Source organism: Amphiplicatus metriothermophilus, assembly GCF_900199215.1.
In the GTDB taxonomy this organism is placed as follows: Bacteria; Pseudomonadota; Alphaproteobacteria; order Caulobacterales; family Parvularculaceae; genus Amphiplicatus; species Amphiplicatus metriothermophilus.
This window is the reverse complement of sequence record NZ_FZQA01000007.1, coordinates 58,707-82,071: the sequence shown is the minus strand read 5'-3', so window position 1 is coordinate 82,071 and position 23,365 is coordinate 58,707. Positions and strand designations below refer to the sequence as shown.

The window sequence follows — 23,365 nt, the reverse complement described above, 5'->3', positions numbered from 1 at the left end:
TCACCAGAACAATACGTACACCAGCGCAATCACGCCCAAGATGACGGCGGTGTGGAAAACATCCCAGCCGTTCCAGCTTTTGCGCGTTTCCTGTTTCTGCTCGGGCGTTATAGACCGGTACGTGATCCCGTCCAGCTCAGCGTCGCTTTTCGGACGCGTCGCCGCGCTCACGACGACCATCACAGCGATCGTGAAAACTAACAGCGCGCAGCAGTAATAGAGCCAGTTCATCTGCGCCAAGCCTGCGAAAAAGGCGTTCGCGCGCGCCAAGCCCGGCGAAAGCTCGAGAATCAGCCGGAACATGCCGGCGGCGAACCCGGCGACGAGCCCTATGAAGCCTGCGGCCGGCGTGATGCGGCTTGAAAAAACGCCGAGAAAGAACACGGCGACGATCGCCGGCGCTATAAGACCCTGCACTTTCTGCAACGCTTCATAAAGGCTGTCGCCGAGAAACGGAATCACCGGCACCCAAGCCACGCCCAGCAGGACCACCGCCGCTGTCGCCCAGCGCCCCACATGAAGGTAATGCTTCTCGGACTTTCCGGGTCTCAGCCTTTCGTAGAAATCCACTGTGAACAATGTCGCCGATGAGTTGAACAGCGAGGCGAGCGAGCTCATCAGCGCTGCGATCGCGCCGCCCAACACCACGCCCTTGACCCCTTCCGGCAGAAGCTCGCGCACCAGCACTGGAAAGGCTGTGTTCGCGCCGTCGGGCATCGCCAGCATCCCCTTTTCGGCCAAGGCGAATGCAATCATGCCCGGAATCAGAAAAATTAAGACCGGCAGCAGTTTCAGATAGGCGCCGAAAATTCCCCCGCGGCGCGCCTGCTTCATGTCGCGCGCGGAAAGGACCCGCTGCACGATGTATTGATCCGTGCACCAATACCAGCTTCCGATGATGATGGAGCCGCCGACCACCGCCGGCCAGGGAAATCTCGGATCGTCGATCGGCCGAAACAGGTGCATTTTCTCGCCGTTGACCTCGGACATCACGGGGAAGCCCCCAAGAAAGCCTGCGTCGCCGCCGAGCCTGGTCAGGCCCGCGATGAGAATGATGATCGAACCCAAGAGGAGAACCGGCGTCTGCAGCACCGAGGTCCACAACACCGCCTTCATGCCCCCGGCCACGGTGTAGGCGCCCGTCACCAGAATGAGCGAAATCGCCGCGATCCAGAAGAAGTCCACGCCAAACAGGGCGTCGATCCCGAAGATCTCCTTGATGGCGAGGCCTCCGGCAAAAACCGTGACGGAAACTTTCGTGAGGATGTAGCTGACCAGCGAAATGAATGAAAAGAACGTTCTCGTTTGCGGCGAGTAGCGGCGCTCGAGGAATTCCGGCGTCGTGAACACGTGCGTGCGCCAGTAGAAGGGAACGAAGATCCAAGCGAGCACGAGGATAAGCCACGAATGCAGCTCCCAATGCGCCATCGCCATGCCGCTTTCGGCGCCGGCGGAAGCGAGGCCGACAAGATGCTCCGAGCCGATGTTTGAGGCGAAGATCGATGCGCCGATCACCAGCCAGCCGGCGTCGCGCCCGGCGAGAAAGTAATCCTCCGTGTCCTCTTCTTTTTGCAGCGCCACCCATATGACCACGCCCAGAAGCGCCGCCATAAACAGACCGAGCACGGCCCAGTCCAGAATCCCGAAACTCATTGTTCCCTCCCAACGCGATTCATCGTCTTTCACGACCGGCTCCGTGCGCCGGCGCCCCCCCTTTTTGCGTCGCAGCGCTCAACGCGCGCGGGGCCATCCGTCCTGCGTCCACTCTAGTTTGCGGATGCGCAGGGTCGGCGCGCCGCCGCGGCGCGCGTCATAGGCGTGATGAACGATGTAATCCGCGCCGCCGTCGCGCAGAATCGCGACATGGCCTGGGCCGAAGAACCGCTCAGTGGGGTCCTGACCGGCATGCAGTACGACGGAGCCGCCCCCTGCCATCATCCCGACGCCGTCGCGATCGACATAAGGTCCGGTCGGCGACGACGCGCGCCCGACGACCGTGTAATAGGTGCTGGCCGCGCCCCGACAGCAAAAATCGAAGGAGGCGAACAGATAGTAATATCCCCCGCGTTCTATGATGAACGGCGCCTCGACGGCGCCCGGCGACGGACGGCGCGCCAGTGAGTGCAACGTCGGTTGTTTCTCGGCCGGCAGGCCGCTTTCCGGGTCGATGGCGATCATCTTGAGTCCAGTCCAGAAGCTGCCGAATGAAAGCCAGTGGCGTCCTTCGGCGTCGATCAGAAGATTCGGGTCGATCGCGTTGAAATCGTCGCCTTCGCGGGAAAAGAAGACGAGCCCTCTGTCGATCCAGCCGAACCTCTCGTCCGACGGGTCCAGGGTCGCATTGGCGGCGAGCCCGATCGCAGACGCGTTCTTCCCGAAGGACGACACCGAGTAATAAAGCCGGTATTCGCCGCTTGCATGGATGATGTCCGGCGCCCACACGCCGCGCGCGTCCAACGCGTAATCGAGCGCCCATGCGGGGATCGAATCGAAGACCGCGCCGCCGCGCCGCCATGTCCTCAGATCGTCTGACACGCGCCAGTGCACGAGTCCGGGCTCCTCGCCGACATGGCTGGTCGAAAACAGGTGATATCTATTTTGGTGCTTGATGATCGCCGGGTCGTGTACGGGCTGAAGATCGCCCGCAAGCGCCAGTCCAGGCGTCTGCAGGATCCCGGACGACTGAGCCGGCTCGTCGCCAGCGACGGACGAGGCGGCGACGACAGTCAGCGCGAAGGCGGCGATCAACCAGCATCCCGTCATGGCTGTTGCTCCGTCAGCCGACTTCCTTCAGCGGGCTTTCATGCAAAGGAATCGCCCACGCCGAACCGTTCCATTTTTTGGATATAATATCATATTAATGGTGTCAAAAGTCATCGGGATTCGGCCATGCTGAATGCGCCCGTCGGACAGGGCTTGGCGAGCGCGCCCTCGCCCTCCCAAAAATACGCCTGTGAAACAGTATCTTGTACAGGTTCCCAGCTGCCCTTTACAGCGCTCGCGCCTTGGATGGAGCGACACGACGCTAATCTTGTTTTGTCTGATTTATTGACTAAGCGCCGTACATGAATTTGACTAGGGACCGGCTCTTCAACAACCGGGTCCCGTGATGGCGCTTACCGGCCGACTCTTCATCGGAGCGAAACGCGTAACGACCGACGCCGCTTTCTCCGCAATCGATCCCGCAACCGGAGACCCGCTGGCGCCCGCCTTCAGCGCCGCTGGCCCGGCGGAAGCGACGCAAGCCTGCGCCCTGGCCGCTGAGGCTTTTCGAGCTTTCGAGCAAGCAGGCCCTGAAAAGCGCGCCCGTCTGCTCGAGCGGATCGCGGCCAATATCGACGCGTTGGGCGACGGACTGCTCGAGCGGGCGCGCTTCGAAACAGGCCTTCCTCTCGCCCGTCTCGCCGGTGAGCGGGCGCGTACCGTCTATCAGCTGAAGCTGTTCGCCGCCGAACTGCGCGACGGGGCGTGTATGGGCGTGCAAATCGATCCAGCGCTTCCCGAACGCCAGCCTGCGCCCCGGCGGGATGTGCGTATGCGGAAAAAACCGCTGGGTCCGGTCGTCGTTTTCGGAGCGAGCAATTTCCCGCTCGCCTTCTCCGTCGCCGGCGGCGACACGGCCTCCGCGCTCGCGGCCGGCTGTCCGGTGATCGCGAAAGGTCATCCGGCCCATCCGGGAGTCTGCGAACTGGTCGCCGGCGCCGTTGCCGACGCCGTGGCGGCGCTGGAGCTGCCGGAAGGCGTCTTTTCGATGCTGAACAGCCCGCATCATGATCTCGGCCAGGCGCTGGTCGCCGATCCGCGCGTCAAGGCCGCGGCTTTCACAGGATCGCGGCAAGGCGGGCTTGCGCTAATGAGAATCGCGCAGGCGCGCGAAGAGCCGATCCCGGTCTACGCGGAGATGAGCGCGGTCAATCCGGTCATCCTTCTGCCCGGCGCGCTCGAAGAGCAGGCGGAAAAGCTCGGACGCGATTTCGTCGCCTCCCTCACCCTCGGCGCAGGCCAGTTCTGCACCAATCCGGGCCTCGTTCTCGCGATCCAAAGCCCGCGCCTCGATCGCTTCGTCGAAGCCGCAAGAAAGGCCGTCGAGGAGTCCCCGCCGCAGACAATGCTCACGCCTGCCATTCACCAGGCCTATGAGGAAGGACTGTCGCGGCTTTCATCGATCGCGGAAGTCGCGACGGTCGCCTGCGGCGCAGAGGCTGATGGAAACAATCTTTGCCGTCCGGCTTTTTTCAGCATTTCTGTCGACGATTTTATCCGTAATAAGGTTATATCACAGGAAGTGTTCGGCGCGTCCTCCGTACTTGTTCGGTGCCGGGACGCAGCTGCCTTCGCCAAGGCGCTTGAAAGCCTCGAGGGACAGCTTACCGTCACCATGCATTTCGTCGAGAAGGATCTGGCGACGGCCAAAGCGCTCCTGCCCCTTCTGGAGGAAAAGGCCGGCCGGCTAATCGCCAATGGCTGGCCGACCGGGGTCGAGGTCTGTCACGCCATGGTTCACGGGGGACCCTTCCCTGCGACGTCGGATTCAAGAACGACATCGGTCGGCGCCCTCGCCATCGAACGCTTTCTCCGGCCGGTCTGCTATCAGGATTTTCCCCGGACTCTGCTGCCTGCGATGCTGAGGGAGAACGGGCCGGCCGGCGTGCTGCGCAGGATCGACGGAGTATGGAAAATCGACTGAGCCGGGCGGACGCGCCCGGCGGCGCGCCGATCAGACAGGTGTGGGCGAGATGACGTTACGCTTGGTGCAATACGCCCACGACGACGGCGCTCGCGCCGTCGCCGCCCTCGACGACGACGGCCGCGCGCGGCGCGTGACCGCCGCGGAAACGACTCTCGCGCTGGCCCGGCGCGCGATTGCCGAAGCGGCCGCGCTGGAAGCGCTGGCGCGAGCTTCCTTCGGCGAAGAAGTCGATCTGCGGGCGATCGAAAAGGCCGGGGGTCTGTTGCCGCCGATCGATCATCCGGACCCGGCGCACCTGTTTCTCACCGGCACGGGGCTTACGCATCTCGGCTCCGCCGAAGGCCGCGATAAGATGCACCGGGCGGCCGCCGGCAAGCAGATGACCGACTCGATGCGCATGTTTCAGTTAGGGCTACAGGGCGGCAAGCCTGCCGACGGCGAGCCCGGCGCGCAGCCTGAATGGTTTTACAAGGGCACCGGCGCAGCCGTCGCGTCTCCAGGCGCGCCGCTCCTGTCGCCCTCCTTCGCGCTGGACGGAAGCGAGGAGCCCGAGATCGCCGGCGTCTATCTGATAGACGAAGAAGGAATCCCGCGCAGGCTTGGCTTCTGTCTCGCCAACGAATTCTCCGATCACGTCACAGAACAGGAAAACTATCTCTGGCTCGCTCACTCGAAGCTGCGCCCGGTGGCCCTGGGCGCGGAGCTGCTGCTCGGCCCGCCGCCCGAAAGCGTCGAAGGCGTCAGCCGCATTCGTCGGGAAGGGCGGGTCATATGGGAAAGGCCGTTCCTGTCCGGAGAGGCCAACATGTCCCACAGCATCGCCAATCTGGAGCATCATCACTTTAAATATTCGATCTTCCGCCAACCCGGCGACGTGCATGTGCATTTCTTCGGAACGGCGACGCTTTCCTTTTCTGACGGGATAAGAGCGCAGACCGGCGACGAATTCGAAATCTCGGCCGCGCCTTTCCTCCTGCCGCTGCGCAATCGTCTGGCCCGGGCCGATGCCCCGAAAGGAGAGGTTCTGCCGTTATGAGCCGCATGAAAATCGCGCTCGCAGGCATTGGCAAAATAGCACGCGACGCGCACGTCCCCGCCCTGATGGCCAGCGACGCCTTCGAACTCGTCGCCGCCGTAACGCGCCATGAGCCGCCGGAAGGGGCGCGAGGCTTCCGTTCCATTTCCGAGATGAAGGCTGCGCTGCCCGACGTCGCGGCGGTCTCCATCTGCACGCCGCCGCGCGGACGGCTGCAACTGATCGCGGAGGCGTTTGACGCCGGTCTCGATGTCATGATCGAGAAGCCCCCCGCCGCAACGTTGAGCGAGGCGCGCCAATTCGCCGACATGGCCGCACGCGCGGGCTGCGTTCTGTTCGTAACCTGGCATTCGCGCGCGGCGGCGGCCGTGGAGCCCGCGAAAGAATGGCTGCGCGGAAAAGAGATAAAGCGCGTCGAGGTGAGCTGGAAAGAGGACATTCGCATCTGGCATCCGGGCCAGAGCTGGATCTGGGAGCCTGGACTCGGCGCGTTCGACGCCGGCATCAACGCTTTTTCCGTGCTCACTCATATTCTTCCCGGCGCATTGACTGTCGAAGACGCCGAGCTGCGCTTCCCCGCCAACAAGGACGCGCCCATCGCCGCCGACATCAGGCTCGCCCACGCACACGCCGCCCCAGTCCTGGCGGCGTTCGACTTCGACCAGCGAGGGCCCCAAACTTGGACCATCGACATCGAGACCGACGGCGGGCGCCTCGCCCTGTCGGACGGAGCGTCCGCCATGTCGGTCGACGGCGAGCCGGTCCGCCTCGACGGCGGCCCGGAATATCATCTGCTTTACCGACAGTTCCAAGCGCTCCTGGAAGATCGACGCAGCGACGCGGACCTGAGGCCGTTCGAACTCGTCGCCGATTGCTTTCTGCTCGGCCGGCGCAAGCTCGTCGCGCCGTTCGAAGACTTCTGAAAAACGCAAACCCCATGAGGAAACGCAGCAAGGAGAGGGAAATGAAATCCATCGTTTCAGCAGCCGGCGCGGCGGCGACGCTGGCGTTCGCGGCGCCCGCGCTCGCGCAGAGCGTCGTCAGCGTCAAGGTGAGCATCGATCAAAGCGCGCCTGGGCCCGTCATCGAACCAACCATTTACGGACATTTCGCCGAACATCTCGGCCGGAGCATCTATGAAGGCGTTTGGGTTGGGGAAGATTCCGACATTCCCAACACCAAGGGCTTCCGAAACGACGTGCTCGACGCGCTGAAGGCGCTCGAAGTTCCAGTGATCCGCTGGCCTGGCGGTTGCTTTGCTGACGAATATCACTGGCGCGATGGAATCGGGCCGCGCGAAGAGCGCCCCGTGCGGATCAACACGCACTGGGGATGGGTTCAGGAAGACAACTCTTTCGGCACGCATGAATTTCTCGATTTCGTCGAAATGATCGGCGCTGAGGCATACGTCGCCGGCAATATGGGTTCCGGAACCCCGCGCGACATGGCGCAGTGGGTCGAATACATGACCTCCGATCGCGACACCACGCTGACGCGGGAGCGCAAGGCCAACGGTCGCGAAGAGCCGTGGATTGTCAAGTATTTCGGCGTTGGAAACGAAAGCTGGGGCTGCGGCGGCCATATGGACGCGGAGTATTCGTCAGATCTTCACAGCCGCTATGCAACCTTCGTCAAGGTCGATCCCGGCAAAGACATCGTGAAGGTCGCGTCCGGCGGCTATGATGAGAATTTCGCTTTCACCGAAACGCTGACGCGCGACGCGCGCCCGGCGACCACCGGCGCCATCAGCCTGCATTATTACACGCTCCCGACGGCAAACTGGGAAAAGAAAGGTTCGGCGACCGGTTTTCCGGTCGAGGAGTGGTCATCGACGCTCTGGCGCGCCATGCGTATGGATGAAATCCTTAAAGATCACAAGGCGATCATGGACAGACATGATCCGGAAAAGCGCGTCGCGCTTTATGTGGACGAATGGGGGAACTGGTACGACGCCGAGCCGGGGTCAACGCCCGGATTTCTGTACCAGCAGAACTCGCTGCGCGACGCGATCACGACAGCGCTGACCCTGAATATCTTTCATCGCCATACGGACAGGGTGAAGATGGCGAACATCGCGCAGATGGTGAATGTGCTGCAGGCGTCCATTCTCACCGACGGTCCGCGCATGACGTTGACGCCGACCTATCACGCGCTGGCCCTCTACAAGCCCTTCAAGGACGCGACGCCTTATCCTGTCAGGTTCAAAGCGCCGACTTTTCGCATCGGCGATCATGCGCTGCCGCATGTGGACGTTTCCGCGGCGCGCGGGACGGATGGCAAGCTGTGGATGGCGCTCGTGAATCTGCACCCCAACGATCCGGCCGAAGTCAGGACGGATTTCAGCGGCTCGGCGTCGGGGCAGATCCTGACCGCCCAAGAAATGGACGCGCACAACACCTTCGATAATCCGGAGGCGGTCAAGCCCGCCCCTTACGCCGGCGAGACTCGCGACGGAAAGATTGTTTTCCGCCTGCCGGCGAAATCCGTCGCAGTCGTCTCCATAGATTGACAGGCGGAATGTCCGCGCCCACCCGCCGCGACGTTCTTTGCACGGCCAGCGCTTTGGCGCTGGCCGCCTGCGCGGGGCCGCCCTCCGGAGAAGCCGCTCCTTCGCCGCGCCGCGCAGAACCTCTCCCTCTGCACGCCGTGCGGCTCAAGCCTTCGATCTTCAAGGACGCCATCGAGGCGAACCGCCGCTATCTCCTCTCGCTCGATCCCGAACGGCTGCTGCACAATTTCCATAAAAGCGCCGGACTGCCGACAAAAGGGGCGCTCTATGGCGGCTGGGAAGCGAGAGGGATCGCGGGCCATACGCTCGGCCATTATCTGTCGGCGTGTTCGCTTATGCACGCGCAAACCGACGACGAGGCCGTTCGGACGCGCGTCGATCACATTGTCCGCGAGCTTGCTTCTTGTCAGCAAGCGCATGGCGACGGCTATATCGGCGGAACGACGGTCGAGCGCGACGGGCGCGTCGTCGACGGAAAAATCATCTTCGAGGAAGTCCGTACAGGCGACATACGCGCCGGTCCGTTCGACGTGAACGGCGGATGGGTCCCTCTTTATGCGTGGCACAAGGTGCATGCCGGCCTGATCGACGCCTATCGGCTTTGCGCAAACACCCTAGCGCTCGAGGTCATGCTCGGCATGGCCGATTATCTGGCGACGATTCTCGAAGGGCTCGACGACGCGCAGATGCAAGCTCTTCTCGTCGCCGAGCATGGAGGACTGAACGAGAGCTACGCCGAAACCTACGCCGCCACGGGCGAGGGGCGCTGGCTCGCCCTCGCCAGACGCATTCGTGATCGCGCCGTCCTCGACCCCCTCTCCGAGGGCCGGAACATCCTTTCCGGCCTGCACGCGAACACGCAAATTCCGAAAGTCATCGGTCTGGCTAGCCTTCATGATCTGACCGGCGAGAAGCATTTCGCCGATACCGCGGCGTATTTTCACGACATTGTCGTCAATCATCACAGTTATGTCATCGGCGGAAATTCAGAATGGGAGTTTTTCCGCCCGCCTGACGTTATCGCCGGCGCCTTAAGCGATCGCACCTGCGAGTCCTGCAACAGCTACAATATGCTCAAGCTGACGCGGCGCCTTTTCGGCTGGTCTCCGGACACACGGTTGTTCGATTACTATGAACGGACTCACCTCAATCACATCATGGCGCATCAGCGCCCAGATGACGGCATGTTCGCCTATTTCATGCCGCTGTCGTCAGGGGCGCGGCGCACATGGTCGACGCCGGAGGAATCCTTCTGGTGCTGTGTCGGCTCGGGTATGGAAAGCCACGCCAAGCACGGCGACTCCATCTACTGGCGCGCCGGCGCCGATACGCTTTTCATCAATCTGTTTATTCCGTCCGAAGCGGCGTGGGTTGAAGGCCGTATGCGGCTGTCGCTGGAAACAGGTTTCCCTTTCGCGGAGGCCGTCGTCATCGCAGTCGAAAAGGCGCCGGAGGAAGCGCGAACGCTCGCGTTGCGTATGCCGGGGTGGTGTGCGGCGCCGGAGATTTTCATCAACAACGCAAAAGCTGAACCGGAAAAGCGTGAGAACGGCTACGCTCTTATGCGTCGTATTTGGCGCGCCGGCGACAAGATCCTTCTTAAGCTGCCGATGGAGCTGAGAGCGGAGGCGGCGCCGGACGCCCCTGAAACGCTCGCGTTCCTGCATGGCCCCCTCGTTCTCGCCGCAGACCTAGGCCCTTCAAACGCGCCATTCGAGCAGATTCCCCCCGCCTTACCGAAAGGCGGCGGGATGCGCTCGCTCACTCCTCTCGACGACATGCCTTACACATACGAAATGGCCGGCGCTGCGTCGGATTCTGTCGTTCTCAAGCCCTTCTTCAACCTGTACGACAGGCGGACCGCCGTTTACTTCCCGCAATTGACCGCGGCGGAATGGACGGAGCGCGAGGCGGCTTTCGCCGTCGCGCAGGCCGAAAAAACCGCCATCGACGTGCGGACCATCGACGTCATTCATCTAGGCGAACCGGACTCCGAACGCCGGCATGACTTTCGAACCAATCACAGCGACGTTGTCGCCTTTGGCGGGAAGAACGGCCGGCAGGCATGGTGGGGCGTCGGCAACTATATCGAATTCGACATGGCTGTGACGCCCGAGGCGAGATTTCTTTATGCGCAGTATTGGGGAGAGGAGATCGACAAAGCTTTCGATATTCTGGTCGACGGCGAAAAAATTGCTCATGAGACGCGGCCCGGCCCGCCCATCGCGAGATTCGTCGCAAAGACTTATCCGCTTCCCGAAGGCCTTTTCCGCGATAGGAAATCGGCGATTGTGCGTTTCGAAACCAAAGGCAGCGACGCGCCTGTTTATGAATGCCGGATTCTGCGTGAATGACCGTCGGCCCCAGGCCGATCAATGATTATCGCGGGGAACGCCGAACTTTTGGGCGATTTTCTGATATTTCACGGCCGGTTCGAGAACCGCTCCGTCTCCCAGGCCGCCGACGACGCCGCGCTGCAATTCCTGCCAAGGCGTCTGACTTTCCGGGTAGGGATAGCCGCCTCTTTCCAGCAGCTCCCGCCGGCGCCGCGTCAGTTCCTCTTCGTCGAGCAAAACGTTCACCTCTCCCACCTTCAAATCGATGCGAATGCGGTCGCCCGTGCGCAGCAGCGCAAGGCCGCCGTTGGCGGCCGCTTCGGGCGAGGCGTTCAGAATTGAAGGGCTGCCCGACGTGCCTGATTGTCGCCCGTCTCCAATGCAAGGTAGCGAGGCGATTCCGGCGCGTATCAGCATTGACGGCGCGCGCATGTTCACGACTTCCGCCCCGCCCGGATAGCCTATGGGGCCGGCGCCGCGCATGATGAGGATTGAGCGTTCACTCACATCGAGAGTCGGATCGTCTATGCGCGCGCGATAATCTTCCGGACCGTCGAAGCATACGGCCACGCCTTCGAACGCCTCCGGATCGTCAGGATTCGACAGATAGCGCCGACGGAAATCCTCCGATATGGCGCTTGTTTTCATGATAGCGTTGTCAAAAAGGTTACCCCGTAGAACGGTGAAGCCCGCCCTTTCCTTCACCGGCCGGTCGTAGGGACGAATGACGTCCTGATCGAGGCTTTTCGCATCGCGATAGTTCTCGCCGATGGTTCTACCGTTGGCCGTCAGCGCATCTTCGTGTATAAGCCCGTGCTTCATTAGCTCGGCTACGACGGCGGGAACGCCTCCCGCCCGGAAATAATCCTCGCCTAGATATTCGCCGACAGGCTGCATGTTGACGAGCATGGGTATGTCGCGCCCGTATGTCTGCCAGTCGTCTATGGAAAGCGCGACGCCCATGTGGCGTGCGATCGCTATCAGATGAATGGGCGCATTCGTCGAACCGCCGATCGCAGAGTTCACGCGAATGGCGTTCTCGAACGCCTTCCGCGTAAGAATGTCAGACGGCTTGCGATCCGCATGCACCATTTCGACGATCTGCCGTCCGGTCCAGTAGGCGCATTCCGCGCGATCACGATGCGGCGCCGGTATCGCCGCCGAGCCGGGCAAGGACATGCCCATCGCCTCGACCAGCGAATTCATCGTCGTCGCCGTACCCATTGTGTTGCAATATCCCGTCGACGGGGCGGCGCTCGCGACAAGTTTTATCACCTCTTCCTTGTCAAGGTCGCCGGCCGCCATCATTTCGCGGGCCTTCCACACGACTGTGCCCGCGCCCATACGCCGCCCTTCGTGCCAGCCGTTCAGCATCGGCCCGACCGAAAGCGCAATCGCAGGAATGTCGACCGTCGCCGCCGCCATCAGGCATGCAGGCGTCGTCTTGTCGCAGCCGATAGTCAGCACGACGCCGTCGATGGGATAGCCGTACAACACCTCGACGAGCGCCATATAGGCGAGATTGCGGTCGAGGCCCGCAGTCGGACGCTTGCCCGTCTCCTGTATGGGATGAACGGGAAACTCGATCGGAACGCCGCCCGCCTCGCGAACGCCGTCTCGAATGCGCGCGGCGAGAGTCAAATGATGGCGATTGCAGGGGCTGAGATCGCTGCCGGTTTGCGCGATGCCGATGATCGGCTTGCCGGATTGCAGTTCATCTAGCGACAGGCCGTAATTCATATAGGCTTCGAGATAGAGCGCCGTCATATCGGGGCTGGCGGGATTATCAAACCAGGCCTGGGAGCGTAGTTTCCTCGACGATTTTTTTCCTTCACGGCTCATGCTTCGACCTTTCGAGCTCCAGGGCTACTCAGAAACGCTCAGCCGCAAGATCATCTTGTTGCTGTATGTCTCGCCAGGGTCGAGATAGGGCGAGGGGAAATATTTCTGGTTCGGCGCATCGGGGAAGGTCTGGGGCTCAAGACAGATTCCGTCACCCTGCCGGTAGGCGCGCCGGCCTTTGCCGACGATAGTCCCGTCCAGAAAATTGCCGCTATAGAACTGAACGCCGGGAGCGTCGGTCCACAGCTCAAGCGCGCGCCCAGAGACGGGATCCTCCAACCGAGCGGCGAAGCGCATTTCGCCCGCCTCGCCCTTAATGACATAATTATGGTCGTATCCGCGACCCAGAAGAATCTGCTCATTAGACGCGTCGCGAATGCGCGCGCCAACCGGCGCAGGCTTTCGGAAGTCGAAGGGCGAACCGGCGACGGCGCGAAGCTCGCCGGTCGGAATGAGTCCCTCGTCGACGGGCGTGAACGCGTCCGCGTTCAGGACGAGGCGCTGGTCCATGGCACTGCGGGCGGCGCGCTGGCCGGCCAGATTGAAAAAGCTGTGATTGGTGATGTTGACGATCGTGCGTCTGTCGGTCGTCGCCTGATACTCGATCGTGAGTTCGTCGGCGTCGTTGAGCGTGTATATGGCGCGGGCCGTCAGGGTTCCGGGATACCCCCCGTCCCCGTCGGCGCTGACGTAAACGAAAACGGCTCGCGCCTCTGCGTTCTCGCTGGAGACCGATTCGAGCGTCCAGAGTTTCCTGTCGAACCCGTCGAAACCGCCGTGAAGATGATTCTCGCCGTCATTGGTCTCAAGTTGATAGACCTTCCCGTCGACCTCGAACCGCCCGTTCGCGATGCGGTTGGCGTAGCGCCCCACCGTAGCTCCGAAATATTGCGGCTTGGCCATATACTGCGCAGCCGTGTCGTAGCCGAGCGTGATGTCGTCGATTTCGCCATCGCGATCAGGCGTTGAAAGCGACTGCAGCGTTGCGCCGAGCGCGATGATCCGCGCCGACACGCCGTTGGAATTGGCGAGGACGGCCGCCTCGACCTTGCGGCCGTCCGCCAGCGCGCCGAACTGCGCGCGCTCGGCCTCAGCCGCTATCGCCGCGCTTGAATATCCGTAAAGAGCGACCACCGCGATTGTACACGCCTTCCTGGCCATTCTCGCCTCATTTATCATATTTGTCTGCCTATAAGCCTTTCTTGAAACATTCGCCCGAGATTGACAAGAGGCAATCGCCTGCTGCTAAATACCGTCGCGCTGGGGGGCTCCGGACCGTGAAGATCGGGCCGAAACATGCTTAATATAATAATATAATACTATTCAACTGGGAGGCCATGTGTCGGGCTTGAAGCTGGTCAATGTCAGCAAACGCTACGGCGAGGTCTCCGTCGTGGAGCGTATCTCGCTCAACATCGCGCCCGGCGAGTTCGTCGTTCTCCTCGGCCCTTCAGGATGTGGCAAATCCACCATTCTCAGAATGATCGCTGGACTGGAGACGGCCGATCACGGCGAAATCCATCTCGACGGCGTCCGCATTGACCCCCTGCCGCCGGGCGCGCGCGGCGTAGCCATGGTTTTCCAGAACTATGCGCTCTATCCCCACATGACGGTGCGGGACAATCTTTCTTTCGGCCTGCGGAACATCGCCACGCCTCGCGATGAGATTGACAAGCGAATCGCGGCAGCCGCGGAGAGCCTGGAGATCGTCCATCTTCTAAGCCGACGCCCTGGCGAGCTTTCAGGAGGGCAAAAGCAGCGCGTCGCCATCGCCAGGGCGATCGTGAAAGAACCCAAGGCGTTTTTGTTCGACGAACCGCTTTCCAATCTGGACGCGGCGCTGCGCTCGCGCACCCGCATCGAGCTGGCGCAGCTTCATCGCCGACTCGCCTCCACCATGATATTCGTCACGCACGATCAGGTCGAAGCGATGACGCTCGCAGACCGCATCGTCGTGCTCAATGAGCGACGCATCGAGCAGATCGGCTCGCCTATGGAAATATATGAGCGCCCGGCGACCAGATTCGTCGCGACATTCGCCGGCTCGCCGAGGATGAATATTCTGTCCGCAAACGTATCGCCTGACGATAACGGCGACGCGCGCGTCTCTATACCGGGCGTATGCTCTTTTCAGAGCGCGATTCCGTTCCTTTCCCTGCCGCAAAGAGGCGATTTCTTTGTCGGCCTCCGGCCGGAGCATGTGCGCATCGCGGCTTGTGACGGCGCCGAGCTGCGCGGAGAGATCCAGCTCGTCGAGCGGCTGGGCGAAAGAACCCTCGCACATGTGAAGCTGCCGAACGGCGAAGTAATCGTCGCCGAAGACGTCGGCGCATCCCGCATCGACGCCGGCGAGGCGTGCGGGCTGAAGATCTGCGCGGAGGCCGCGCATCTTTTCGACGGCGACGGAGCCGGTCACCATGCGAGGCGCCCATGAGCGACGCTCTGACCATGCGCCCCGCCACGCCGGCAGCAGAAATCGAGACTGCGCCGGCGCACGTTCAGACGCAGCAGGGCTGGGCGAATCTTCTCTTTGTCGCGCCTTACCTCGCAGCGTTCGCGCTGATGATCGTCATCCCGCTCGCCATGGGTTTGTGGCTGTCGACGACGAAATCCGATCTGTTCGGCGTCGAAGCCTTCATCGGTCTGTTGAATTTCATTCGACTGCTTCGCGATCCGATCTTCCTTCAAGCCGTCTGGAACACGCTGTATTTCGTGCTGTTGACCGCGCCGACGCTGACCGTACTCGGATTTGTGCTTGCTCTCGCCCTTAACCGCCAGACCCGCTGAGCGGCAGCGTTGAGAACCGTCTTCTTTTCCTCGACCGTGCTGTCGGTCACCGTCGTCACGCTGGTCTGGCGTCTTGTCTATATACCTGACGGCGGACTATTAGCGGTGGCCGCCGAAGCGACAGGCGCCGAGCCGGTCGCCTTTCTCAACGATCCGCGCTTCGCCATGCCAGCCATCGCGGTCACCACGATATGGTGGTGCCGCGGCCTGCCGATGGTTCTGTTTCTGGCCGCCCTGCAGCAGACGCCGCGCGAGCTATACGAGGCGGCTGCGCTGGACAATGCCGGCCGCTGGAGAACGCTGCGTCACATCACATTGCCTGCGGTCCGGCGCACGACCGTTCTCGTCATCACCATAGAGATCATTCTGCAATTCCAGCTTTTCGGGCAAGCCCAGTTGATGACTCAGGGAGGGCCGAACAACGCGACGCGCTCGATCGTCCTCTTCATCTACGAAACCGGTTGGCGACAGTGGGAGCTCGGCTATGCTGCCGCGGCCGCCCAAGTGCTGTTCGCGATCATCGCTGTCGCTGCGATGGCGCAGTATTTCATCGCCTCGCGCAGAGGAAGCGGGTCATGAACGCCCGCCCGCTTCATCCGGCCGCGCTCGCAGCGCTCGCTCTCGGCGCGATCGCGATGCTCGCGCCCTTGCTATGGGTGCTCGCGCTCTCGTTCAAGGACAACGCCGCCCTTATGGCGGACACAAGTTCGGTCTTTCGCGCGCCCTACACGCTTACAAATTACACCGCCATTCTTGGCGATGGCCAGGTTTTCCATTGGATCATAAACAGCCTAATCGTTTCGCTTCTGACGACGACAGGCGTGCTGGTTCTGTCTTCGCTCGCCGGCTACGGCTTCGCCCGGCTTGAATTTCCGGGACGCTAGCTCCTTTTCATCGTGGTACTGCTCGGTCTCGCCGTGCCAGAGCAGGCGGTAATCATCGCGCGCCACCAGATGTTCAGCGCCGTATCGATGCATAACACCTACGCCGCGCTGATCGCGCCAAGCCTCGCCGCGCCGTTCGGCGTGTTCCTGATGACTCAATATTTCAGGGCCATTCCGAAGGAAATCGATGAAGCCGCGCTCATCGACAATGCTTCCCGTTTCAAGGTTTTCTGGAAAGTGCTCTTTCCCCTGACGGTGTCGGCGCAGGCGACGCTCGGGATTTTTACCTTTCTGTCCGTTTGGAACGACTACTGGTGGCCGCTCATTTCCGCCACCAACAAGGACATGTTTACACTCACCGTGGGAATCGCCTCGACGCAGATAAACTTCGCGCAAACTGAGGGGCTGGGCTTTCTCATGGCGCAGGCCGTCTTCGCCGCACTGCCGATTCTGATCTTCTATCTGTTCTTCCAGAAATACATCGTTCAGGCCGTCGCTGGAGCCGCCGGACGATGACATCCCTGGTAAAAATCCTTCCCTTGACGGCGATGCTTCTCGCACTTTCTTCCTGCGGCGCGCAAAAAGACGCCAGAACCGAGCTCGTCATACAGCGATTTTTCGGCGCCTGCGAGGCGGAATACGGCGCAGTCGTCGACATCTCATCCGCATTCGGGGAATGCGGAATCATGACGGCCATCATAAACAGGTTCGAAGCCGAGAACCCTGACATAAAAGTCATAGAGAATGTCGTCTTCTGGCCGGGCTATGATCAGCTTACGGCCCAGCTCGCCGCAAACGACGCGCCCGATCTCGTAACCATGCATGGTTCCGTCATCTCCGACTATCAAGCTCGCGGCCTACTTGAGCCTATGGGAGAACTTCTCGCCGTCGCCGGCGTGCGCACTGACGATCTGACCGACGCAGCAAGGCGAGCAGTGACCATAGAAGGCGAGCTGTGGAGCGCGCCGATCGACACCTGGGCGCCTCTTTGGCACATCAATCTGAACTATTTTCGCGAAGCCCGCCTCATCGGCGACGGCGAGCCGTTGCTGCCCCGCTCGCCTGACGAGCTCTACGCCCATGCGCGGCGATTCAGGGAGCGCATCGGCAAGCCTTATTTCGTGCAAGGAACGGCCAACGAATACGCCGGCTTCGCGCGCAACTTCTACACTTTCGCCATGCAGCAGGGCGCCGAACTCTACACGGCGGACGGCAGAGCGAACTTTCAGACGCTCGAAGCCACCCGCGCGCTGGCCCTGTTCAAGACGATCTTCGAGGAAAATCACACGACCAGGAACCAAGACTACAGCGCCGCTGTCGCCGGCTTCATGCGCGGCGACGGCGGAGTCTTCCTTGTCGGCACATGGATGGTCGGAACTTTCGATGCGCGTTCAAAAGAGCCCGGAAATCCGTTATCTGGCGGATATATTGTCGTTCCGTACCCGCAGCTCTTCGCCTATGACGTCGTATACGCCGACGGCCATAATTGGGTCATGCCCAGAAACGACAAGCGCTCGCCTGCGACGAGAGAGGCCGCCGTTCGGTTTTTGAGATTCTTCACCGCGCATAACTTCGACTGGTCCAGAACGGGGCATCTGCCGGTTTTCAAATCGATCATCGAAAGCGAGGCGTGGCGCTCCCTGCCCTACCGTCCGCAGCTGGCGAAACTGGCCGAAATCGCGACGCCCTTGCCCAAGCAAGTGCGTCGGCAATTCCCCATAGAGACAATCATCGGCCAGGAAGCCGCAGCGGCCATAAGCGGCGCGAAAACGATCCCTCAGGCGCTCGCGGACATGGAACGCCGGGTAAACGACATTCTGGACCATATATGACCTGTCATCAGGGAGAATATTCGCATGCTGAAATCTCGCCTCATCGTCGATCGCGACTTTGTTCTCGCGCCGTTGGACCGCCGTATTTTCGGTGTGTTTGTAGAACATATGGGGCGCTGCGTTTACAGCGGCGTTTATGAGCCCGATCATCGCGAAGCCGATGAGAAGGGTTTCCGGCGCGATGTACTCGCACTGACCAGGGAGCTCGGCCCGACTATCGGGCGCTATCCTGGCGGCAATTTCCTTTCAGGCTACAACTGGGAGGATGGCGTCGGACCCAAAGATCGCCGTCCCGTGCGGCGCGATCTCGCCTGGGGCGCGACGGAGACCAATCAGTTCGGAACGAACGAGTTCATCGACTGGTGCCGGGTTGCCGGACTCGAACCGATGTTCGCGGTCAACCTCGGCACGCGCGGGCCCGACGAAGCGCGCAATTTTCTCGAATACTGCAACCATCCCCGGGGGACGTACTGGTCTGAGCTCAGGCGATCGCACGGCTACGAGGAGCCGCATGATGTGAAGTTCTGGTGTCTTGGAAACGAGATGGACGGCCCCTGGCAGATCTGCGCCAAGACCGCGCGCGAGTATGGCCGCATCGCTCAGGAAACGGCGAAAGTCATGCGCTTGGGATGTGACAGCCTTCAGCTCGCCGTATGCGGATCGTCCTATCGCGACATGCCTACCTACAGGGCATGGGAGTACGAAGTGCTCGATCTTTGCTTCGAGCATGTCGACTTCATCTCCCTGCATCAGTACTTTCGCAACGATGAGAACGACATCGAAAAATTTCTGACGGCTATAGACGACCTGGACTGCTTCATCACCGAAGTCGCGGCGATCGCCGACGCTATCGCCGCAAAAAGGCGCAGCCCGAAGCGCATCATGCTGTCTCTCGACGAATGGAACGTCTGGTACAAGGCGCATGGCGGCAAGCATCTGCGCAAGCCCGGCTGGCCCCTAGCGCCGCGGCTTCTCGAAGAGGTCTACAACGTCGAAGACGCTCTGGTCGTCGGGGGCGCGCTTATCACGCTCATGAACAATGCCGACCGCGTGAAAGTCGCCTGCCTCGCCCAGCTCGTCAACGTCATCGGCCCGATCATGACAGAACCCGGCGGGCCCGCCTGGCGACAGACGATCTTTCATCCATTCGCGTTGTCGTCGCGCTTCGCTCGCGGTGAGGTGATGCGCGCCAAGATCGAGACCGGCCGGTTCGCGGCCGGCAAGTATGACGCCGCGCCCCTGCTCGTCTCATCGGTCCTGCACGATCCCGAAAGCGGGCGCGTCGCCGTCTTCGCGCTTAATCGCAGCCTAGATGCGGAAATGGCGCTCAAGGCGGAGCTGCGCGGCTTCGGCCCTCGCCGCCTCGAAGAAGCGTTCGAGCTGCATCACGACGATCTGAAGGCGGCAAACACCAGGGAGGCGCCGAATACGGTCGCGCCGAAGCCCCACCAAAGCGCGACCATCGACGGCGAGATCCTCTCCGCGCGTCTCAAGCCTTTGTCGTGGAACGTTTTCGTCACGCGGCTGACGCCATGACGACGATAAGTCATCGACCCGATGCGTTGCCTATCGCGCCGTACAAGAACTTCAGTTTTTCGGGCAACGCTGGCGCCCGCGACTGCGTCAGGCCTTGCGTTTCTCATTCCATCGCCCGAAAAACCCCGGGAGAGGTTGGAACCAATGACCCCATCATCCGGCGTTTCTCTTGTCGCCGCCGTCGAGTGCGCCAACACCCTGGGCGAAGGCGTCGTATGGGACGACCGTTCGAATGCGGCGCTGTGGACCGATATCGAAGGGCGAACGCTTTATCGAACTGTCTTCCCCTTCCAATTAGTTGAAAGATTTTCGACGCCCGAAAGGATCGGCTCGTTCGGCCTTCTCTCCGGCCGATCGGACCAGCTGGTCGTCGCCTTTGAGAGCGGCTTTGCGCTCTTCGCATTCGAGAGCGGCGCGGCGCGGTGGATAGATCGGCCGCCCCTGCCTTCCCATGCGCGCTTCAACGACGGCCGTGTCGACCGGAACGGAACGTTCTGGGCCGGCGCGATGATAGAAGACCCGGCCTTGAGAGAAACGCACACGACCGCTCTCTACCGGCTCTGCAACGGGCGCCGCGCGGACAAGGTTATTGGAGGGATCCGAATCTCCAACAGCCTGTGCTGGAGCCCGGACGGAACGATCATGTATTTCGCCGACACCCCCCGTCAGGCGATCTGGGCGTTCGACATGATCGACGGCGCGCCCAAGAACCGGCGCGTCTTTGTCGAAACGCCGGCCGGCGCCTATCCTGACGGATCGACCATCGATGCAGACGGTTGTCTTTGGAACGCGCAGTGGGGCGCAGGGCGCGTTGTGCGTTATACGCCTGACGGGCGCGTCGACGCGATCATCGAGACGCCCGCGCCGAATGTGACCTGCGTCGCGTTCGGCGGCCCGTCCCTGCAGCTGATCCTCGTCACCTCGGCGCGCGCGGAGCTGGATGACAACGCGCTGGCGAAGGCGCCGATGTCAGGGAATCTGTTCGTATATGAATCGCCCTTCCGCGGCCTTCAGGAATCGCGATGCGCGCTCGCCGGCTTCGAGACAGGCGCCGGCGCGCCCGGCTAGCGCGAGCGCCCAAGGCGACACGTTCGATCCTGCCGTGGCGAGCATCCGGGCGCGGCGCACGGCCGCGCGTAAATTCGCCGAGAAATCGGTAAGACGCGGCGGGGAAAACGCCTCGTCATACGCGGCTGGTTGACGATGGTGGGCCCGGAGGGACTCGAACCCCCAACCTAGCGGTTATGAGCCGCCAGCTCTAACCATTGAGCTACAGGCCCGCCCGGCGGCGGCGGCTTGGGCCCCCGCGGAAGGTTCTCCCGCATAGCAGAAAGCCCGCCTCGTTAGAAGCGCCGGGCCGGCTGGAGCGCGCCATGCTTCGGCCTTGATTTCGCCTCGGCGGACGGGTGTTCTTGCGCCACGCCGTTCCCGACCAAGCCATCTAGCCAAGCCAGAACGAAAGGACGCCCCGATGCGAAAAAGCCTGCTTCCCGCCGCCGCCGCCGCCGCGACGCTCGCGGCCTGCAGCGCCGCGCCCGAGGCGCGCGCCGACGATCCTGCGCCGCGCACGCTCGTCGCGACCGGAACCGGCGAGGCCGCCGCCGCGCCTGATCTTCTGACGCTGTCGATCGGCGTGGAGACCGAGGCCGAGACTGCCGCCGAGGCCCTGCGCCGAAACAACGTGCAGATGCAGGCGGCCATCGACCGCCTGAAACAGCGCGGCGTAGCGGAGAAGGACATGCAGACGTCGAACTTCTCGGTCAACCCGCGTTACGATTATCAAGAGCGCCGGGCGCCGCGCATCGTGGGTTATACGGCCTCGAATATGCTGAGCGTGCGCCTGCGCGATCTCGACAAGGCGGGCGTAGTGATCGACGAGGTCGTCGCCGACGGCGCAAACCGACTCAACGGACTCAGCTTCGGCTTCTCCAACGACGCCGCGCTGCTCGCAAAAGCGCGCGAAGCAGCCGTCGCCGACGCGAAAGCGAAAGCCGAAACCCTCGCCCGCGCCGCCGGGGTGAGCCTCGGGCCAGTGATTCAGATCCAGGAAGGCCGCGCCGAGTCGCCGATCGTCGTCGCCGGCGCGCGCATGGCGATGGCGGAAGCCAAGGACGTTCCCATCCAGACCGGAGAATCGACCATCGCGGCGACGGTGACTCTCGTCTACGAGATCCGCTGACGCGGCCGTACGGCGTCAGCGGCCGAACAGCTCGCCGAAAAAGTCGCCCTCGTTCCACCGCGGGCGCTCGGACGCGTCGGCGATTTTGCGCGCCACGCGATAATTGAGTTCGGCGAAGCGCGCCGCCGCCTCGTAATCCGCCGGCAAGGTCAGATCGTCGCTCGGCTTGTGATAGTGCTCGCGCATGAAATCGGCGAACACCTTGTCGCCGCCATTACCGAAGCCGAGAAACAGGAACACCGACGGCACGCCCTTCTCGACGAAGCGATAATGGTCCGAACGAGTGAAGATCCCTTGTTCCGGAAACGGGTCGGGCGAGAGAGCGACGCCCATCTCCCCGGCGGCTTCCTTGGCAAGCGGTCCCAGCGTCGAGCGTTCCGCGCCAAAGGCGATCACGTCCGTGAACGGATACATGACGAGCGGCATGTCGAGATTGACGTTGGCGACGATGCGATCAATCGGAACCGTGGGGTAATGCGCGAAATAATCTGCGCCGAGAAGACCCTTCTCTTCAGCAGTCACGGCGAGAAAAAGGATGGAGCGCGCCGGCGCGCTCTCTTCCATGAATCGCCGCGCGGCCTCCAGCATCATCGCCACGCCCATCGCATTGTCGAAAGCGCCGTTATGGATCCCGTCGCCCCCCTCCTCTTCCGGCGCGCGCACGCCGACATGGTCGAGATGGGCGGTCAGGACGACGACCTCGTCTTTCAGCGCCGGATCAACGCCGCGAAGAAGCCCCGCGACATTCGCGCTCTGCGCTTCTTCATGAAAGACCCGGCCGCGCAAAGCGACGATCGCCGGCAGATCGAACGACTGAAGCGCGCCCGCCTCGTCGGCCTCCCGCGCGCGCAGCTCCTCGTAGGAAAGCGGCGCCCCGGCGAAGAGCTTGCTTGCGCCCGCCGCGCTCAGCCGCGCCGTCGCCGTGATGGACGGCGCCGAAGTCTCGACCCGGCCGTCAGGATGAACCCAGCTCATCGCCGGCGAATCCGCATGAGAGATTATTCTCTCCCATGAAGCGCGCGCTTCCGAAGCTTCGCTTGGGATGCTGATGAATCCCGCCGCGCCATGAGCGGCTGCGTTTTCCATCTTGACGCTGGTCGAGGCGTAATGCGCCCGTTTCTCGCTGTCGAAAGCGCGCGGCGCGCCGGCGAAGGCGACGACGATCTTCCCTTGCGCGTCGACGCCGCGATAGTCGTCATGGCCGCCTTGCGGATCGGTGACGCCATAGCCGACGAACACCGCCGGCGCGGTCACGTCGAACGCGGCCGCGGCCGGGGGCCGGCCGATGAGATAATCTTCAAGATGCGCGAACGAGACGGCCTCGCCGCCAATCAAGGCGGACATGTGCGCCGCCGCCGCATCGCGCCGGACGGTCCGCAGGCTCACCTGCTGGAACCAGCCGGTCTCTCCCGCCGGCTCGAGGCCGAGCGAGGCGAAATGCTCCGCCACGTAGCGCGCAGCCGCGTCATATCCCGGCGTTCCGGCCTCCCGGCCGGCGCGCGCGTCATCGGCGAGCCAAGCAACGTCGGCGCGGATTCTTTCCGCAGATGTCTGCGCGTGGGCGACGGCCGCCACGGCGGCTTGCGTCGGTCCATCAAGAAGATGTCGCTCCGCCTGCGTCGTACAGGCCGCCAGCGTCAGAAACGCAATCGCCGCCCCTGCGCGCCTGAAGAGCGCCGTTCGCCCCGTATTTTTCATGCCGAGCCCCTCGCGAATCTTTTGATTGCGGAGCGC

17 protein-coding genes, 1 tRNA gene and 1 pseudogene are annotated in these 23,365 nt (G+C 62.4%); 13 read left to right on the top strand and 6 right to left on the bottom strand.

What is annotated here, in order from left to right; translation table 11 throughout:
• A complete protein-coding gene (locus CHB64_RS12850; protein ID WP_089413026.1) occupies positions 1–1,653 on the bottom strand; it encodes a sodium:solute symporter in 1,653 nt (550 codons plus the stop codon).
• A 78-nt stretch (positions 1,654–1,731) separates the two neighbouring features.
• Positions 1,732–2,763, bottom strand: a complete 1,032-nt coding sequence (locus tag CHB64_RS12845; protein ID WP_089413025.1) for an arabinan endo-1,5-alpha-L-arabinosidase — start codon at positions 2,761–2,763, stop codon at positions 1,732–1,734.
• 346 nt (positions 2,764–3,109) lie between these two features.
• Here CHB64_RS12845 and CHB64_RS12840 point away from each other — a divergent pair, with 346 nt between their 5' ends.
• Genes CHB64_RS12840 through CHB64_RS12820 form a run of 5 tightly spaced genes read left to right on the top strand, consistent with a single transcriptional unit; the run spans position 3,110 to position 10,589 of the window.
• Positions 3,110–4,687: an aldehyde dehydrogenase (NADP(+)) gene (locus CHB64_RS12840; protein ID WP_089413024.1), complete on the top strand. Its 1,578-nt coding sequence runs from the start codon at positions 3,110–3,112 to the stop codon at positions 4,685–4,687.
• Positions 4,688–4,736: 49 nt separating this feature from the next.
• Positions 4,737–5,726: an AraD1 family protein gene (araD1, locus tag CHB64_RS12835; protein WP_089413023.1), complete on the top strand. Its 990-nt coding sequence runs from the start codon at positions 4,737–4,739 to the stop codon at positions 5,724–5,726.
• The gene (locus CHB64_RS12830; RefSeq protein ID WP_089413022.1) at positions 5,723–6,649 is read left to right on the top strand and encodes a Gfo/Idh/MocA family protein; all 927 of its coding nucleotides are present in this window, start codon (positions 5,723–5,725) and stop codon (positions 6,647–6,649) included. Before araD1 ends, CHB64_RS12830 begins: the two co-directional genes overlap by 4 nt.
• 41 nt (positions 6,650–6,690) lie before the next feature.
• Complete coding sequence (locus CHB64_RS12825; RefSeq protein ID WP_200815380.1) at positions 6,691–8,235, top strand: alpha-N-arabinofuranosidase; 1,545 nt, start codon at positions 6,691–6,693, stop codon at positions 8,233–8,235.
• Positions 8,236–8,243: 8 nt separating this feature from the next.
• Positions 8,244–10,589, top strand: coding sequence for a glycoside hydrolase family 127 protein (locus tag CHB64_RS12820; protein WP_089413020.1), 2,346 nt, complete (start codon positions 8,244–8,246; stop codon positions 10,587–10,589).
• An 18-nt stretch (positions 10,590–10,607) separates the two neighbouring features.
• Here CHB64_RS12820 and CHB64_RS12815 read toward each other — a convergent pair whose 3' ends face one another.
• Together CHB64_RS12815 and CHB64_RS12810 are read right to left on the bottom strand one after the other, a co-directional pair.
• Positions 10,608–12,413, bottom strand: coding sequence for an IlvD/Edd family dehydratase (locus tag CHB64_RS12815; protein WP_089413019.1), 1,806 nt, complete (start codon positions 12,411–12,413; stop codon positions 10,608–10,610).
• 24 nt (positions 12,414–12,437) lie between these two features.
• Positions 12,438–13,574: an aldose epimerase family protein gene (locus tag CHB64_RS12810; RefSeq protein WP_089413089.1), complete on the bottom strand. Its 1,137-nt coding sequence runs from the start codon at positions 13,572–13,574 to the stop codon at positions 12,438–12,440.
• Positions 13,575–13,752: 178 nt separating this feature from the next.
• Here CHB64_RS12810 and CHB64_RS12805 point away from each other — a divergent pair, with 178 nt between their 5' ends.
• The 7 genes and pseudogenes from CHB64_RS12805 to CHB64_RS12780 all read left to right on the top strand — a co-directional run bounded on the left by CHB64_RS12805 (position 13,753) and on the right by CHB64_RS12780 (position 20,520).
• Entirely contained in the window at positions 13,753–14,847 is a 1,095-nt protein-coding gene (locus CHB64_RS12805) for an ABC transporter ATP-binding protein (RefSeq protein WP_089413018.1), read from the top strand.
• Complete coding sequence (locus tag CHB64_RS15450) at positions 14,844–15,200, top strand: carbohydrate ABC transporter permease (RefSeq protein ID WP_200815379.1); 357 nt, start codon at positions 14,844–14,846, stop codon at positions 15,198–15,200. Before CHB64_RS12805 ends, CHB64_RS15450 begins: the two co-directional genes overlap by 4 nt.
• Before the next feature lie 9 nt (positions 15,201–15,209).
• Complete coding sequence (locus CHB64_RS15445; protein WP_200815378.1) at positions 15,210–15,779, top strand: carbohydrate ABC transporter permease; 570 nt, start codon at positions 15,210–15,212, stop codon at positions 15,777–15,779.
• Positions 15,776–16,600: pseudogene (locus tag CHB64_RS15815) on the top strand (carbohydrate ABC transporter permease). Before CHB64_RS15445 ends, CHB64_RS15815 begins: the two are co-directional and overlap by 4 nt.
• A gap of 170 nt (positions 16,601–16,770) precedes the next feature.
• Positions 16,771–17,916 (top strand): extracellular solute-binding protein, encoded by a 1,146-nt coding sequence (locus CHB64_RS12790; protein WP_200815375.1) that lies wholly within the window; start codon positions 16,771–16,773, stop codon positions 17,914–17,916.
• Between the two features lie 24 nt (positions 17,917–17,940).
• The gene (gene arfA / locus CHB64_RS12785; RefSeq protein WP_089413016.1) at positions 17,941–19,452 is read left to right on the top strand and encodes an arabinosylfuranosidase ArfA; all 1,512 of its coding nucleotides are present in this window, start codon (positions 17,941–17,943) and stop codon (positions 19,450–19,452) included.
• 144 nt (positions 19,453–19,596) lie between these two features.
• A complete protein-coding gene (locus tag CHB64_RS12780) occupies positions 19,597–20,520 on the top strand; it encodes an SMP-30/gluconolactonase/LRE family protein (protein ID WP_159462502.1) in 924 nt (307 codons plus the stop codon).
• A 136-nt stretch (positions 20,521–20,656) separates the two neighbouring features.
• Here CHB64_RS12780 and CHB64_RS12775 read toward each other — a convergent pair.
• Positions 20,657–20,732, bottom strand: a tRNA-Ile gene (locus CHB64_RS12775).
• Positions 20,733–20,923: 191 nt separating this feature from the next.
• Between CHB64_RS12775 and CHB64_RS12770 the strand changes: the two genes are divergently transcribed.
• Entirely contained in the window at positions 20,924–21,631 is a 708-nt protein-coding gene (locus tag CHB64_RS12770) for an SIMPL domain-containing protein (protein ID WP_089413014.1), read from the top strand.
• Positions 21,632–21,646: 15 nt separating this feature from the next.
• Here CHB64_RS12770 and CHB64_RS12765 read toward each other — a convergent pair whose 3' ends face one another.
• On the bottom strand, positions 21,647–23,329 hold the full coding sequence (locus CHB64_RS12765) for a M28 family metallopeptidase (RefSeq protein ID WP_089413088.1): 1,683 nt from the start codon (positions 23,327–23,329) through the stop codon (positions 21,647–21,649).
• Between the last annotated feature and the right edge of the window lie 36 nt (positions 23,330–23,365).